The sequence below is a fragment of the Clostridium sp. Cult2 genome, from assembly GCF_021655075.1.
Taxonomy (GTDB): Bacteria; Bacillota; Clostridia; order Tissierellales; family Tepidimicrobiaceae; genus Schnuerera.
In genome coordinates this window covers 1-17304 of record NZ_PPXX01000075.1, presented here as the reverse complement: position 1 = coordinate 17304, position 17304 = coordinate 1, and the positions used below count along the sequence as shown (strand labels likewise).

The 17304-nt window shown below is 31.0% G+C and carries 10 protein-coding genes and 1 other annotated feature; all 10 genes read right to left on the bottom strand.

Annotated elements, in window-relative coordinates; genetic code table 11:
• Positions 1-32: 32 nt before the first annotated feature.
• Positions 33-1430, bottom strand: a complete 1398-nt coding sequence (gene gcvPA / locus C3E90_RS08095; RefSeq protein WP_236915140.1) for an aminomethyl-transferring glycine dehydrogenase subunit GcvPA — start codon at positions 1428-1430, stop codon at positions 33-35.
• Positions 1431-1558: 128 nt separating this feature from the next.
• Positions 1559-3139, bottom strand: coding sequence for a Na+/H+ antiporter NhaC family protein (locus tag C3E90_RS08090; RefSeq protein ID WP_236915139.1), 1581 nt, complete (start codon positions 3137-3139; stop codon positions 1559-1561).
• Positions 3140-3629: 490 nt separating this feature from the next.
• Positions 3630-5672, bottom strand: coding sequence for a sigma 54-interacting transcriptional regulator (locus tag C3E90_RS13510; RefSeq protein ID WP_236915138.1), 2043 nt, complete (start codon positions 5670-5672; stop codon positions 3630-3632).
• 50 nt (positions 5673-5722) lie between these two features.
• The gene (locus C3E90_RS08080) at positions 5723-7234 is read right to left on the bottom strand and encodes a M3 family metallopeptidase (RefSeq protein ID WP_236915137.1); all 1512 of its coding nucleotides are present in this window, start codon (positions 7232-7234) and stop codon (positions 5723-5725) included.
• Between the two features lie 104 nt (positions 7235-7338).
• The gene (gene ileS, locus C3E90_RS08075) at positions 7339-10446 is read right to left on the bottom strand and encodes an isoleucine--tRNA ligase (protein ID WP_236915136.1); all 3108 of its coding nucleotides are present in this window, start codon (positions 10444-10446) and stop codon (positions 7339-7341) included.
• Between the two features lie 48 nt (positions 10447-10494).
• Positions 10495-10715, bottom strand: a binding site (T-box leader).
• 66 nt (positions 10716-10781) lie between these two features.
• Positions 10782-11768, bottom strand: coding sequence for a lipoate--protein ligase (locus C3E90_RS08070; protein ID WP_236915135.1), 987 nt, complete (start codon positions 11766-11768; stop codon positions 10782-10784).
• A gap of 81 nt (positions 11769-11849) precedes the next feature.
• Positions 11850-13142, bottom strand: a complete 1293-nt coding sequence (locus C3E90_RS08065; protein ID WP_236915134.1) for an NAD(P)H-dependent oxidoreductase — start codon at positions 13140-13142, stop codon at positions 11850-11852.
• Between the two features lie 30 nt (positions 13143-13172).
• Positions 13173-14399 (bottom strand): NAD(P)/FAD-dependent oxidoreductase, encoded by a 1227-nt coding sequence (locus C3E90_RS08060; protein WP_236915133.1) that lies wholly within the window; start codon positions 14397-14399, stop codon positions 13173-13175.
• Positions 14400-14552: 153 nt separating this feature from the next.
• The gene (locus C3E90_RS08055) at positions 14553-15806 is read right to left on the bottom strand and encodes a uracil-xanthine permease family protein (RefSeq protein WP_236915132.1); all 1254 of its coding nucleotides are present in this window, start codon (positions 15804-15806) and stop codon (positions 14553-14555) included.
• A gap of 256 nt (positions 15807-16062) precedes the next feature.
• The gene (locus tag C3E90_RS08050) at positions 16063-16932 is read right to left on the bottom strand and encodes a radical SAM protein (RefSeq protein WP_236915131.1); all 870 of its coding nucleotides are present in this window, start codon (positions 16930-16932) and stop codon (positions 16063-16065) included.
• Positions 16933-17304: the final 372 nt, after the last annotated feature.

Genomic DNA, 17304 nt, shown 5'->3' with positions numbered 1-17304 from the left:
CTTTCTCCTGCAAGTTTTGTTTCTATTTCTTATCATTTCAATATATTAGTCAATGCATTGACTAACTTATCAATATGATTTTTTGTATGAACCTCAGTAACACAATATAAAGCACATTGTCCAAGTTCAGGAAATTCATCAGATAAATCTTTACCACCAAAGATTCCATAATTAAGCAATTCTTTATTTATTTCTTTAACTTTTTTGTTTGTATGGTTAAAATCAACTATAAACTCTTTAAAATGGGTTGAACTAAATACAGGAGCAAATACATTATTTATTTTGGAAATTTGTTTAGCTGCATACATAGAGTTTTGAATAATCAACTTGCCCAATTCTTCCATTCCTCTTGGCCCCATAACAGCTAAATATACCCCTGCAATAATGCCCCACAATCCTGCTGCAGTTCCTACATACTCCTTTGCCTTTTCTCTGGATGCTAAGGAAGTTCTTTCAAAAGCAACATCTCCAAAACCAAATTCTCCTTCTACCGAAGTAGGTGCAATACCATAAAGTCGATTTGGATATTCTTGCATATATTTTTCTTCCTCGAAAGTAGAGATAAAACCTCCGTGTCCACCACCATAATTCATATGTATCCCTAGTGGTTGAATATCCCCACAGACAATATCTGCCCCATAATGACTTGGTGGTTTAATAACTCCTAAAGAAATTGGGTCCACTCCAACTAAACATAATCCAGAACTTTCATGTATAATTTTTGATATCTTTTCTCCCTGTTCTTCTATAAAGCCTAGATAGGATGGATTTTCCAAGTATATTGCTGCAGTTTCCGATGTGATTTTAGCTTTTAAATCATCTAAGTTCATTTGTCCTGTTTTATTGTCATAATCTACTAATATAATTTTTAAGTCAGGCTTACAATAATTTCTTATGATTTTTAGTCTATCTGGACTTATTGTTCTAGATATTAGAATTTCGCTTTTCCCAGTTATCCTAGAGGCCATACGTATAGCTGTTGATGCAGCTTGACCCCAATCATATGTTGGAACATTAACAATATCCATATCTAATAATTCTGCCATCATGCTTGCATATTCAAAAAGTGCTTGATATTTACCATGTTCCTCATAAGTGTCTCCACTATAAGCTGTTAAAAATTCACCCCTTCGGCCAATTTCATCACAAATTGATGGTATATAATGTTGCCAACATCCTCCTCCTAAGAAATTAATGTTTTCACTACATGTTTTGTTTTTTGATAATATTTCTTTCACATGTCTAGCTAATTCGATTTCAGATAACAAAGGCTTTGGAATGTTCATTTTACCATTAAATCTTAAATCTTCTGGAATACTATCGTAAAGCTCTTCTATAGAGTCTACCCCAATATTCTTCAACATTTCCTCCTTTATTTGGGGAACTGAATTGGGGATATATGGATAAATTATAGATTCATCTTTTTTCATTGATAACACCTCCTATATATTTTGTATCAATTAATCTAATTGTCATAGTACTTTTACTTCCACATTTATGGAAAAACAAATAACCCTTTGAAGATGCATAGTAACACTGTTACTAAAAATTATTTTAATTACACAATTGCTTTATAGCTTTTGAGATAGTTTTCGGAAATGCCATACTTTTTGCTATAATACTTATTTAAAACATAGCTAATTCCGACAAGGCATGCTATTCCTAATATATTTAGAATTATTGAATTAATTGCTGTTGATTGGTAAATAATAAGAACTATAAAATCTAAAATCCCACATGTTAGGGCATATGGTAATTGGGTAGTTACATGGTCTATAACATCCCCTCCTGCAAATAAAGCTGATAATACGGTAGTATCGGATATAGGCGAGCAATGATCACCAAAGACCGCTCCAGAGCATACTGCTCCAGTTACTACATACACGAATTCTATACTTCCCGTTAAATAATAAGCCATTGGAATGGCTATAGGTGTTACTATAGCAAGAGTACCCCAAGACGTTCCTGTTGCAAAAGATATAATCATAGAAAATATTAAAATTATTGATGGCAAAATTACTGGTGAAATACTTTCTCCTACTAAACCTATAAGATAATTAGGTAAATTCATATCTTCTGTAACAGCTGCTAATGACCATGATAAAACAAGTATTACACAAGCTAATAGCATAAGTTTAAACCCAGATAATAAGGTATCCGTAATTTCGTTAATATTCATAATCTTGTATAATAGGGCAATTATTATGCCAGTAATCAACATAGCCATGGCTCCCCATAGCAACGCTTGCATAGAATCCGTATTTGAAAGTAATTCAGTGAAGTTTTCAGCAGGTAATCCAGTCTTATAAAATCCATATAAGGTTATTACTACCAACACAAGAATTGGTATTACAAAGCTTTTTATCATAGGTTTAGTTTCTTTAGGTTCTCCCAATTCATTGTCTACATTTAGCATTGAATATGAACCTTCTCTGGTTGTTTTGTCTTCAGTATAAGATCTATATTCAGCTTTAAGCATAGGACCATAGTCCCTGCCAGTAATTACTATTATTCCTACAAAAACAATGCCAAAAATTGCATAAAAATTAAAAGGTATACTATGAACATATACTGAAAATGGAGATGCATTATTTATGCCACAGGTTGCTAATGCTGGACCTAACAGTCCTATCTCAAAAGCTACCCAATCTGATATAAATAATGTAGCCATTGGTGCAGCAGTAGTATCTAATATATAGGCTAACTTTTCAGAAGACAACTTCTTTTCTTTAAATATATCCCTAAAAACATTGCCAACAATAACTGAGTTGGTATAATCATTGAAAAAAACTATCATCCCTAACAGCCATGCTCCAATACCAGCCCTTTTACGAGTTTTTATTTTATTTTTTGCCCACTCTGTTAGAGCTTTGCTTCCCCCTAACTTCCATATGAAAGCAACACTGCCTCCCATTATTAATGTAAATACTAGTAATTGAGTATTTGAAGTTGATGTTATAGAATTTACCATAGTTGTAATAAAGTAATCGATGGCACTAAAAATATTACCATTAAACATTAATATTCCACCAGCAAAAACCCCAACAATCAAAGATAATAATACATTCTTTGATATAAAGCATAGTACAATAGCTATTATCGGTGGCACTAAGGATAAAAAACCATAATTTCCATCCATAATTATTCCTCCTCAAATTTTGAATTTTCACAACTTACTTATCTTTGCTGTTTTAAACAAATCTTAAGTATACATTGTTATCTATCTCCTTTAATTAATATTTGGGAATATTTTTTACTATAGAAATTACAATGCATTATTTATGCCAGTATTGTGAATATTTTAAAAGCAAAAATAATGATAATTACTTGTTTTCATCGTGGCTAAAAATATTGTTTATCTACTGATAGATTCAAAAATGACTCATTGATTCATTTTTGAATCTATCAATAAATTGTTACATTTAAATAATATTCTTCATAAAAAGGCTCCCATAATGGCAAAAAAGAATTATTTATTTGCATATTTATATTATGATTCATTAACAACTCAAAATTCAACCATTTCTCTATACTCAAAAATAACATAAAAGTAAAATCAGCTATTTCTTTAATCAAAATAATTATAAGACAGCTGATTTTACATTATTCTATTAATTTTTCATCATAATTCACAGGTTGTATTTTTTTAATTTTCTTACTACTGTTGATTGGCTAATTCCAAGAATTTTACCTATTTCTCTAGTTGACATTTTGCTATTTTTAACTGTTTTAAATACCTTTTCTTCTGTTCTCTCTAATATCTCCTGTAAATTCATAGCTTGAAGATTAGATATATCTTCATAACTATTTTTTTTCTCCATACCTAGACTAGCAATTACATCTTTTAATGTAATTATTTCATCTATAGAATTAATAAATACACGTTGTATAAAGTTTTCTAACTCCCTTATATTACCTGGCCAATTCAATTCAGATAAATATTGTAATGCATCTTCATTAATAGTTTTGCTAGATTCATATTTTAAATTATTTTCTTTAATAAAATATTTAACTAAAGGAACAATATCCTCTTTTCTCTGTCTCAATGGTGGTACATTTATTGGATATACATTTAATCTGTAGAATAAATCTTCTCTAAAAGTACCTTCAAATATCATTTGCTTTAGATTCCTGTTAGTTGCTGCAATAAACCTAACATCAATCTTAATAGGTATTGTTCCCCCAATTCTATATATCTCTTTTTCCTGGATAGCTCTAAGTAATTTTGCTTGAAGACTTAATGGGAAAGCAGAAATTTCATCTAAAAACAATGTGCCCCCATTGGCAATTTCGAAGAAACCTGATTTTCCGTCAATTTTTGCTCCTGTAAATGCTCCCTTTTCATAACCAAATAATTCAGATTCTACTAGATCATTTGGTATTGATGCACAATTTATTTTTACAAATGGATGATTGCTTCTATTACTTGAACTATGAATTATCTGGGCTATCCCTTCTTTTCCTACACCTGATTCTCCGTTGATGAGTACATTACAATCAAAACTTGATACTTTTAGTGCTTTCATTACAACTTGTTCCATTTGTTTACTAGTATATACATAATTGTTAATATCAACTTCCTTTAACATTCTAGACTTCTCATCAGTCCCAAAATTATTAATATGCTTATCAAATATAATTTGTCTATATATATTTTCTTGTAAATTTCTCAAATCCTTATTTTTTTCTAATAAATTTACTACAAACTTTTCATGTCCTTCACAATATCCCTTATATGCTAGAATATTAATATCCCTTCCAATACCTTCTGCGTTTAAGAAAGCAGTCTTATAATTACTACCTATTCCTGCAAAATACAAAGTTCCATTAGGCTTAGTGCATAAAACACTTAAAATCTCAGTTCCCGGTGAACGTGAACAATTAATAGTTAAATCAAAAAGTTCTTTCTCAATAGTCATAATAGTATCAAAAGCTTCTATTGTATTAGAAATATCAAAGTCATAAATTCGATTATAAATATTATACTTACTTAAAAAATTTTTTTCTTCTTTGGTTCTAACAATTCCAATTATATCTTCACCATGATTTAACTTCTCTCTTACAGCATAAGCGCATAATAACCCAATTTTTCCACCTGCTTCAACTATAAGTACTTTGTCACCCTGTTTAGCCAAACGATTAACTTCCTTTGAAGATGCCCCTTCATCTAAAGCATATATTAGTTCGTTTGCAGAAAATATATTATCTATCTTAATAATCTGTGTACTGGAAAAAAGTATTGCTTCCCCTTCCACTTCAATCTGTGCATGATCTATATGAATCCTATTAATCTTATATATTCTTATTGGTGTGAGGGATAGTGTTGTTGAAATAATATAATCACCCACATTAATATCCTGAGTGTTATTATATTTCTTACCTATCTTTTTAACTTTTCCAAATAATATACCACCTGTATCAGTAACAGGATTATGCAATTTACCTCTTTTATCAATAATCTCTAGTATTTTCCTCTCTATTCTGCTAATATCTCCTTGACATTCTATTGTTATTTGATCAAAGCTTGCTAAATCTATGTTGATAATCTTCACATCAATCAATATTTCATTGTTAAATATTTCCATCGCATTGTCAAGTTTCCACGCTGGTTGAGGTAAAGTGTTTTTAGGTTCTAAGGCTCTATGAACTCCATATTCGGTAAACTTTGTCACCTCTCATCACTTCTCCTTTTGCTAACTATAGGGCGAATATTCGCCCTACGTTAGAAATACCATTTTAGGGAAAATTCTTCTCCACTTATCCTCTTGAACAGCTCTTCATATTTATATAGTCCAGAGGGGTTGATTACTTCATTAATCAAAAATTCACCAAATTCTTTTGGCTTTTCGGATATACTATTAATGCCTTGATTTCTGCAGAATACTTTTCTTAACATCTCACAAGTTACATCCCCCATAAAATAATTATGCATATAGATAGGATGAGTTGTATAGTGAATTCTATAGCCAAAAGGCGGTGCTTCTGTAGATGATTTATCCCCAAATAATTCTCCATAAACTTTAAAATATAATTCATATATATCATCTAAAGAAGTGATATTATTTCTATACAGCTCATGGTCAAAGAAAATATTTCCTATGAACCTTAGATAATTTAACTTTTCATATACTGCCATTTCTTTGAATTCTTCTTCTACACTTTCATCAAAAAAGTTCTTATAAAATAGTTTATCGTATAAAAAACTTCCAAATAGGTTTGCTATACCTTCTGTAACTATTCCACTTATTCCACTGTTTAATATTATTTCATTAGGGTCTTGTAAAAAAGAATGAACTCCATGCCCAGTTTCATGTAGAAGGACTTTGAATTCACTATATTGATTCTTTATATTGGTAAGAATCCTTGAATCCTTCCTTGTTTCTATTGGGAAATTATATCCCCATTCAGATTTATTCTTTCTTGGAAATACATCATAAGTAATATTAAATTTATCCAAATCTATTCTAAAACCCAAAAAGAAATCCCTTATAATATTATAATAGTTAGACATATCCACTTTAGTATTTAGAGAAGGAGATATCTTAGACTTTATATATTCTTCGTCCCAAGGCTTGATTTCTTCCTTATTTATGTATTTATTGGCATATCCCTCTCTCTTATTATTCAATATATCTATATATTGTCCTAGTTCCTCTTTCCACCCATGAAAAATATTTGGGCTAAGTTCATCTCTTTCCAATTTATATTCGACAAAATCTTTAGAATCATAGGCCTTAGCTAGCTCTTTTCTCAAGTTTATCAGCTCAATAAATCCTCCATCCACTAAAGGCTTGTTTATCTGGTTCCTTGAAAAATAAGCCTTTTTTCTTAAACTCTTATCTTCTTCTTTTGACAGTACTTGGTCTATTTCTACGGAGGCTATCTCCCTTCCATCTATATTAAATCGAAAAGTGTTAAGTATTTTAGATAATTCATTGGTTTTTCTTCTTATTTCTAAATTCAATTCATTTAATTGTTTGCTCATATGAAAAGGTTCAAAAATACTATAAGCTATTTCAATCCGTCTTCTATCCACAGGTTCTAATTCTTTATCCCTATGTTGGCAAATTATTTCAAAGTTCTCCTTGTCCTCTAAAAATTCAATTATTTCCTTATTGGCTTCTTCAATCCCCAAATCATAACCAGTAGTATATAATACCCAACCTAATTTATTAGCATATACTCGTCTTCTATATAGTTCTTTGAATAATTCATTAATCTTTTTAATAGACATAGAAACACCCCTTTGTTTTTATTATATCTATTATATCATTAGAGACTCTAGACGATAAGATTTGTTAATAGAAAAGAGCCCTTATGGACTCTTTTCTATTACTTCTAAATTTTTTCTAGTTTTATTCCTGTTAAATGACCATTTAAATCTTGTTCTTCTAGGGAATCATCAGTTATTCTTTTTATGGATAATGCTAAAGTTTCATCTTTGATATAGTCTTCAAATAATTCAACTGCTTCTTTTATTTCATCATCTCCATCATAATAGATGTTGATATTATCCAATACCTCATATCCATTGTTCTTTCTCATCTGTTGAACTTTAGATATAAATTCTCTTGCATATCCTTCATCAATTAAATCCTTTGTGAGAGTAGTGTCAAGAATTACAAACAAGTTATTTTCCATGGCTACGTCAAAACCTTCTTTTGAAGATATAGTAACCATTACATAATCTTTCTCTATTTCTACTTCTTCTCCATCTAGATTTAAAATCAATTTTTCACCAGAATCTAGTTTACTCACTGCCTCATGAGGATTCAACTCATTTAGAACTTTTCCAAAAGTTTTAACTTTAGAACCTAAAATAGGTCCTACTACTTTAAAGTTAGGTTTTAGAGAATAATTCATAAACTGGCTTAAATCTTTTTCAAATACTACTTCCTTAACATTTAATTCTTCTTTAATAAGAGGTACTAAATCTTTAATTTTCTCTTGGTATTTTCCATCAATTAGGACTTCTTTTATTGGTTGACGCACCTTAATTCTAACTGCTTCTCTAGAAGCCCTTCCTAATCCCACTAAATCTCTTACTAAATCCATCTTTTCTTCTAATTCTAAATCTATTAGTTCTTCCTTATATTCAGGGTAATAATCTAAATGTACCGATTTATTGTCGGTTAAACTTCTATATAACTCTTCTGATATAAAAGGTACAAAAGGTGCAATCATCTTGCTTATACCTACTAATATTTCGTAGGTAGTATTATATACAGCTTTTTTATCGTCATCTAGTTCAGTAGACCAGAAACGTCTCCTCGAGCGCCTTATATACCAATTAGATAGGTCTTCTATAACAAATTCTTGAATTCCTCTTGCTATTCTAGTTAATTCAAAAATATCCATATCCTTTTTTACTTGCTTTATGAGGCTATTATATTTTGAAAGTATCCATCTATCAATTTCTTCTCTTTTTTCATATTCTATGAAGAATTCTCTTGGATCTACATCATCTGTATTAGCGTATAGAGAGAAGAAATTATATACATTTCTTATACTTCTAAAGAATTTGCTCTCTATCTCTCTAAGTCCATCTTCATCGAATCTAGTTGGAGTCCATGGTGGAGATACATAGATTAAATACCATCTCAATACATCTGCTCCATATTTATCGAATAAAGTAAATGGGTCTACTGTATTCCCCCTAGACTTAGACATTTTCTTTCCATCTTTATCTAGTACTAAATCGTTTACTAATACACTTTTATAAGGAGATTTCCCTGTTACAAAAGTGGATATAGCCAATAATGAGTAAAACCATCCTCTAGTTTGGTCTATTCCTTCGCAGATATAGTCTGCAGGGAATAATTTATCAAAGTTTTCCTTATTCTCAAAAGGATAATGGTGTTGAGCAAAAGGCATTGCACCACTGTCAAACCATACATCTACTACATCTAATTCTCTATTCATAGTTCCATTACATTTATCACATTTAAAATGAACATTATCTACATATGGTCTATGAAGTTCTATAGACTCATCTATATCTTCTATTGCCCTTTCTACTAATTCACTAATTGAACCTACACTTGTAGTATGACCACAATCTTCACATCTCCAAATAGGTAATGGTGTTCCCCAATATCTAGTCCTTGATATAGCCCAATCATTTAAATTTTCTAGCCAATTACCAAATCTCTTTTCTCCAACAAAATCTGGGTACCAGTTTACTCCATTATTGTTTTCAATTAATTTATCCTTTAATTTGGTAATTTCTATATACCAGCTAGGCTTTGCATAATAAAGTAAGGGGGTATGACATCTCCAACAATGAGGATAATTATGAACCATTCTTTCTTTTTTGAATAGTTTCCCATTTTCCCTTAACCATCTTACTATTTCTGGATCTGCATCTATTACAAATTTGCCTTTCCAAATAGTGTCAGTAAACTTCCCTTCATCATCTACTGGTTGTAATACTGGTAAATTGTATTTCACGCCTGTATTATAGTCATCTTCACCAAAAGCTGGAGCAGAGTGGACTATTCCTGTACCATCTTCTGTAGTTACATAGTCTCCCATTGTAACATAAAATGCTTTTTTATCTCCTTCTACCTTTATAAAAGGGATTAACTGCTCATATTCTACATACTCTAAATCCTTACCTTTTAACTCCTCTAATACTTCATAATCTTCTCCTAATACATTGTTAGCTAATACTTTACTTACATAGTATATTTCATCATTTTGTTTTACTCTTAAATAGATTTCGTCTGGATTAACTGTAAGGCACACATTGCTAGGTAGAGTCCAAGGTGTAGTAGTCCAGGCAAGAAAGTATTCATCTCTATCCTTTCGCTTAAACTTTACTACTACCGTTTCTGATTTTATCTCTTCATAACCTTGAGCTACTTCATGGGAAGCCAAACCTGTTCCACAACGAGAACAATAGGGTAATATCTTATGCCCTTCGTAGATTAATCCTTCTTTAAAAAATTTGTCTAAAATCCACCATACGGATTCTATATAATCATTTTCTAAAGTTATATATGGATTGTCTAAATCGATTTCATAGGCCATTCTTGTGGTCATATCTCTCCACAGTTTTTCATATTGGAATACAGATTCTCTACATTGCTTATTGAATTCCTCAATTCCATATTCTTCAATTTCATACTTGTTCTTTAAATTTAATTTTTTCTCAACTTCAATTTCCACAGGTAAGCCATGGGTATCCCATCCTGCTTTTCTTTTTACTTGATATCCTTTCATAGTTTTATATCTACACACTAAATCCTTCAAGGTCCTAGCCATTACATGATGTATTCCAGGTTTGCCATTAGCAGTTGGAGGCCCTTCGTAGAAAATAAAAGGTTTATTTTCATCTCTAGTTTCTACAGATTTATGAAGAAGATCAATTTGTTCCCAGTATTTAGAAATATCCTGTTCTCTTTTACTTACTGATTCATTAGATAATTCTCTAAATCTACTCAATTCTTTCATCCTTTCTATTTTAAGTATGATAAAAGTCCCTAAGCAGAGCTTAGGGACGAATTTCCGCGGTACCACCCAAATTATAGGATATAATATATGTTATCCTACCACTTCATTTATATAACGCCTATAGCGTAATATCCTACTATAATTTCAGATATTATACTCCGAGGTGATTTTCATAAAAGGTTTACTAATAATCTCTCACCCTGTGATTATTTCTCTGTACAATAATTTCCTTTTATTACTGTCCCCGTCTTCGTAATTAATATTGTATTTTGTGTATTAATATATAACAAATCCATTGTGTTTGTCAAGTTTATTTATATTTATATTTATATTATACAATTCATTATATCATCTTTTGATATTCCAGAAAAGTAATAACCTATATCTATATTATCTAACACCTTGCCTATTTCATCTTCTTTATACCTGGCACCTATGAATTTATCTTCTACGTCGGATATTTCTCCTCCTCCAAAGAAATCTCCATAAAATTTAATTCCTTTAATTATTCCTTCATGCACATCTATTTTAATTTCAACTTTTCCTGAAGGAAATCTATTGGATTTCTCTATGTTGAAATCTGGAGAACTACCGAAATTCCATTCCCAAGTAGCATACCTTTCTTCCATTAGTTTGTTTATATTGGCATAGTCTTCTTCTGACAATTTATATTCTTTAATTTCTTTATTTCCTTCAAACATATGCTCTAATAAAAGCTGTTTAAAATCCTCAACAGCAATATCATCTTTTAAATGATCTTTTATATTTGTAACTCTACTCCTAACAGATTTTACTCCTTTAGAGGCTATTTTATCTTTTGATACCTTTAAAGCTTTCCCTAGAACCTCTAAGTTTGTATCAAAAAGCATGGCTCCATGATGAAGAACTTTTCCCTTTTTCATATATTGTGCATTGCCACAAAATTTTTTACCATCTATTGTAATATCATTTCTACCAGAAAATTCTGCTTTTACTCCTAATTTCCCTAATACTTCTATAACTGGTTGGGAAAAAGCTTCAAAGTTAAAAGCAGATGTACTTTTGCTTTTGGATATTATAGTATAATTCAAATTACCATAATCATGGTAAACAGCTCCGCCACCAGACAATCTTCTTACCACATTTATATTGTTTTCTTTTATATAATCTAAATTTATCTCTTGAATGGTATTTTGATTTTTCCCTACAATTATGGAAGGCTCATTTATCCATAATAAAAAAATCTCATCAAACTGATTTAAACTATCAAATACATATTGTTCTAAGGCTAAATTGAATTGAGGTCTATTGTCATTGTTTCTGATGTATATCATATAAATCCCTCCATTTAATTATTAAATAATACCATTATATTTTATCTAATATTTAGGTAATTGTAAAATATTGTTTATAGTTTAACCCATTATTTCATCTTGCAACTTCCTTAATTTATATATATTCTTTTCCGTATTCATTTCTAACATATCATAGGTTATAGGCTGGCCTTTCTTAATATCTTTAACTACTTTAGTATCTTTATCAATAAGCCCTATGGGAACTAAATTCTCCTCTTTTGCCACTTCATACTCTTCTATACTACCATAAACAGTATATCCTCCTATGCCATCTAATTTTTCTCCTACTTTTAAATCTTTCTTGGCTATTGCAATAGTTTCAGCTACTATCCCTTCTGTGGGTGCTATAGTTGCTTCCTTATAATAGTATGCATTAAAAATAGTTATAGGTGTTTCCAAGCTTGTAAGATGATAAGGTCTATATAGTACATAGTTAGGTCCTGCCCCCATGTTCAAGTACTCTAATTGTTTATGTACTTCAGCTAATTTTGTGGTAAAAATAGCAAAAACTCCTGGAGCAATTCCCCTTACATAGTCAACTACCCTATATTTATTGAGAATTCCCCCTTCTTCTTTTAGCCTAAAAAATCTAGTCAATTCCTTCAAATTACTATTAATACCATGGCCTCCCCTTATATCTGGAATAAAACCTGTAGCATTGGCCATGCAAGTCATCTCAATCATAGTATTGGTTCCATCGATAAAACCCGTTAACATGTGAGGTTTTAACTCTTTTTCTAAAGCTTTTACATATACGGTATCTGGGTTTGCCTCTAAATCTAAGGGATTATTTTTCCCTTTTCCAATAGCTAATACATCAAACCCTAATCCTACAGCAAAATTGTATAGTTCCATAACTGCACCAGGTTCATCTCCTGCTGTTCCTGTATATACAACTCCTGCCTCCTTAGCTTTTTTATATAAGATTGGCCCAACTACTGAATCTGCTTCCACATTTAACATGATTATATGTTTTCTATTCTCTATTGAACTTAGGGAAATTTTTGCACCTACTTCAGGTACCCCTGTAGCATCTACAACCACCTCAATAATATTGGCTTTTGTTGCCATATTCATATCCTCAGTTGCAACATATTTTCCCTTTTCTAAATAATAATTTATATCCTTTAAGGAGTTTGAGATAACTATATCCTCTTGCCCAACACCTGCGGACAGAAGTGCATCTACCGCTTTTTTTACATCTCTATTTACAACTAGTGAAGGCCACATTCCTTTAATTCTAGACATTTGGTTTATTAAACCTTTCCCCATTTTACCTGCTCCCACTATAGCAACTCTTATGTATTTTTCTTGTTTTGCTAATTCATTTAATCTTTTTTTCATAGTATGCATAAAATCAATCCTTTCAGTATCTTTCTTTCCTTATCTTAAAGAAGCATTTCTACCAGCTACATATCCCGATGACCAAGCCCACTGAAGATTAAAACCACCACAATCTCCATCTATATCCATAATTTCTCCTGCAAAAAATAGTCCTTTTACAAGTTTTGATTCCATAGTAGAATTTTCTATCTCATTAGTGACAATACCTCCAGCAGTAATCTGTGCATTATCCCAAGATTTACTACCAATAATATTAAATCTTAAATCCGTCAAAATAGCTGATATTTTTCTCACTTCCTCATTGGATAAATGGGCGATTAGTTTGTTCTTATCTATTGCCGTTTCGTTTAGAATAGGGAGTATTAATCTTTTGTTTATTAAGCCAATAAGGCCTATTTCTATGGTCTTTTTTGGCATAAAACCAAATCTATATTGTAAATAGTCAAATAATTCTTCTTGAGTTCTAGTATGGATTATGGATACTTTAAGCTGTATACTTTTCCCCTTTTTTAAATAATAAAGGGCAGTCCTACTCAATTGAAGAATAGGAGGTCCTGATATACCGTAGTTAGTAAATAATATATCCCCACTATCTTCTTTAAGCAGTTTGTTTTTATCATAAAGTCCAGCAGTACCTATAAATTTGACTCCATCTACCTGTTTAAATAAATCTCCTTCCAGCTTAAGTTGGACTAAACCGGGAAATACTTCAATTAAGCTATGACCTAATTCCTGAGCTAATACATATCCATTCCCATCTGAACCGGTATTAGGCGCTGCATTACCGCCTGTAGCAAGAATTACCCTATCTCCATATATTTCCCTTCCATCCTTTAGGGTTAATATAAAATTATTATTATTATTCTTGATATCTACTACATAAGCCTCCGTCATAACTTCTATATCTAAATATTCCAATTCAAATCTCAACACATCTAGAACACTAGAACTTTGAAAAGATAATGGAAACACCTTGCCATCTTCTTCAATGGCAGGAGTGATGCCTAATACTTCAAAGAAATTTATTGTTTCGTCTACATTAAATTGTGATAAACAACTATAGGGAAATTTTTTATTTTCTCCATGATAATTTTCTATGGATAGATTTACATTGGTATAATTACATCGTCCATTTCCTGTAGCTAATATCTTTCTACCAACTCTATTGTTTCTTTCAAGTATAATTACATCTGCGCCCTGGTTCCTCGCAGAGATTGCAGCCATCATCCCTGCAGCACCACCACCCACTACCAATACCTTAGGCATAATATAACTTCCTCTCTAAATTAATTGTTATTCTTAATTATCATTCCTTTTTATTCTATATGTTATTTTGGATTTTGTCTATTATTAAGTATATAACAAATAGAGCCTATCTTATCAGCATAAGATAGGCTACTTTATTTATTATATATTAGTTTATCTCCTATTTAAAATAGCATTTAATGCTATTCCTACTATAGCTGCAAAGCTTAATCCAGATATTGTAACAGTTTTAGTAACTGGAATCCCTATAGTAATACCCAATTTACCCTCTACAATTCCACTTCCAAGGCCTAATATTATAATTGTTCCCATAACTATTATGTTTTTCCAGTTAAATTCTACATTGTTTGTTTTTATGGTTTTCACACCTATTAAGGATATCATACTAAATAACATTAAACTTATTCCGCCCATTACAGGTGTAGGTATAGTGCTTAAAAATACTCCTATTTTTGATACAAATCCTAACATTACTGCAAATATAGCTGCTAGCCTTAATATAGATGGGTCATAGTTTTTGGTTATTGCTAAAACCCCTGTGTTTTCACCATAGGTTGTATTGGCTGGTCCTCCAATTAAAGCTGCTAACGTTGTTGCCAGTCCATCTCCCAATAAGGTTCTATTTAAACCTGGATCCTCTATGAAATTTTTACCTACAACTTGACCATTAGTAGTTATATCTCCTAAATGTTCCATAAAGACTGCTAATACTACAGGGGCTATTATGGTTATAGCACCTATATCAAATTTAGGGAATCTAAAAGTTGGTATTGCAAATAATGCAGTGTCTTTTATTATACTTGTATCAGCAACTCCCATTTTTAATGAGATTAAATATCCAACAGTTACTGCTATCAATATTGATAACTGTTTAAAAATGCCTTTTCCTTTAAAATTAACTAACAATGCTGTTCCTAAGGTTATACCAGCTAACAAAAAATTTTCTCTAGCATTACCAAAAGCCACTGGGATTAAGTTCATGCCTATTACTATTATCATAGGTCCTATAACTTGAGGAGCAAGATATTTTTGTATTCTTTCTACTCCAATTTTCTTTATTAAGAAAGACAATATTACATAGATTAAACCTGCTACTACCATACCACCTTGAGCATAAGCCAAGTCCCCATTATATATTTCCTTTACTGTTAATATCACTGGTATAAAAGCAAAAGATGAGCCTAAGAAAACTGGAACCTTACCTTTTGTACAAAGATGGAATATTAAGGTTCCAAGACCTGCTGAAAACAGCGCTACAGATGGATTAAATCCTGTAAGCATTGGCACCAAAACTGTTGCACCAAACATTGCTATTAAATGTTGAAGAGCTAAAATAACTTTTTTTGAATTATGCCATAATCTAGATTCAGTTTTACCTGATTCGTTTATAATTACATTTTCAGTCATAAAAAAACCTCCCTTTTTTAGTTTGTAGGAGAGTTTTCTCTCCTTTTCAGCCTCCCTGGACTGATTTAAAGGACTGTTAGATTGTAATTGTATTGGCGTAAAAAAAGTCTTGCCGCCAGCAAGACTTTTTATGCAATATGCACAATTATCCCTATATTACAATCTTGCCAGTCTCTCTGGACTGATTTAAAGATTTACTCTATATTTTTATTCTTAAATATTATACCACCATATTGTTCATTAAGCAACAATTATTTTATAACCTTCTATAGATTTCTTTATCATCTAATCCATCTATATTTAAACCATGATTAATTTGTTCCAGTATAAGATTTTTATCCTTCATAAGAGTTCCCCTTAATGAAATATAATTTGAAGCATGATTACTTCTAAATATACAATTATCAACTTTAAGTCCTTCTATCAAAACCTTTGTCTCTCTTAATACTTCCAAGGGAGTTAAGAGTTCAAATTTACCTTCCTCTACTTCTTTATAAAGTAAAGTGTCTTCTTCTAACAGTAAAGTCAATAACCCGATATAATGGGGTTTCATTTCATTTAGGGTTTTAGCTGATTCTACTGCATGAAGTTCTGAATTGGCCTTCCCCCCAATTCCAGATATTAAAGTAACCGAAAGTTCTATACCAGCCTCAATGATTTTTCTACCTGCTTCTATCATTTGTGAAGAATCTACTCCTTTATTAATATCCTTTAATATCTTATCGCTTCCAGATTCTAAACCTAAATATACAATCCCTAATCCCAAAGATTTTAATTCAAATAATTCCTCCTGTGATTTACCTAAAATGGATTTTGGAGAACCGTATATTCCTACTCTTTCACATTCTGGAAATAACTTTTTTATTGCTTTAAGTATCTTCACCAATTCCTTGGTTTTAATCACCAAAGCATCTCCATCAGCTAAAAATACACGTTTTACATTTTTATAATATTTTCTACCAACAATTAAATCTTCAATTATTTCTTCTGTACTTCTTATTCTAAATTTATCCTTTTTATACATGGAACAAAATGTACATTTGTTATGAGAACATCCTATGGTGGCTTGAACTATTAAGCTATAGGCTTCACTAGGAGGCCTATAGAGGGCTCCTTCGTATTTCATTTATATCTTCTCCTTTTAGGTTAACAAATTATGTTTTCTGAAAATGTTTTATCAGCACTTATCAATTCATCAGATTTGTTTAAATGAGTAAAAACACCTGAGAATTCTAAGTTATTGAATTCGAAATAGGTTAAATTTTTTAGCATTGTTTGTTATATAAACAATACCCCAAAATATTATTATTAAAATAATTACATATTTCTTATTTTTATAATAATCAACTCCTTCCTTTAATTTTAAGTATATCAATTTCAATTTGTTTTTCAAAATAACAAAAAACCCCTACTTCGACCTACGAAATAGAGGTTTTTATCTATGTATTTGGCAGCGTCCTACTCTCCCAGGGCGTTACCACCCAAGTACCATCAGCGC

Excerpts from the sequence above, each read along its gene's own strand:
- gcvPA (WP_236915140.1), bottom strand. The coding sequence starts at position 1,430 with ATGAAAAAAGATGAATCTATAATTTATCCATATATCCCCAATTCAGTT.
- C3E90_RS08090 (WP_236915139.1), bottom strand. The coding sequence starts at position 3,139 with ATGGATGGAAATTATGGTTTTTTATCCTTAGTGCCACCGATAATAGCT.
- C3E90_RS08080 (WP_236915137.1), bottom strand. The coding sequence starts at position 7,234 with ATGTCTATTAAAAAGATTAATGAATTATTCAAAGAACTATATAGAAGA.
- C3E90_RS08070 (WP_236915135.1), bottom strand. The coding sequence starts at position 11,768 with ATGATATACATCAGAAACAATGACAATAGACCTCAATTCAATTTAGCC.
- C3E90_RS08065 (WP_236915134.1), bottom strand. The coding sequence starts at position 13,142 with ATGCATACTATGAAAAAAAGATTAAATGAATTAGCAAAACAAGAAAAA.
- C3E90_RS08060 (WP_236915133.1), bottom strand. The coding sequence starts at position 14,399 with ATGCCTAAGGTATTGGTAGTGGGTGGTGGTGCTGCAGGGATGATGGCT.
- C3E90_RS08055 (WP_236915132.1), bottom strand. The coding sequence starts at position 15,806 with ATGACTGAAAATGTAATTATAAACGAATCAGGTAAAACTGAATCTAGA.
- C3E90_RS08050 (WP_236915131.1), bottom strand. The coding sequence starts at position 16,932 with ATGAAATACGAAGGAGCCCTCTATAGGCCTCCTAGTGAAGCCTATAGC.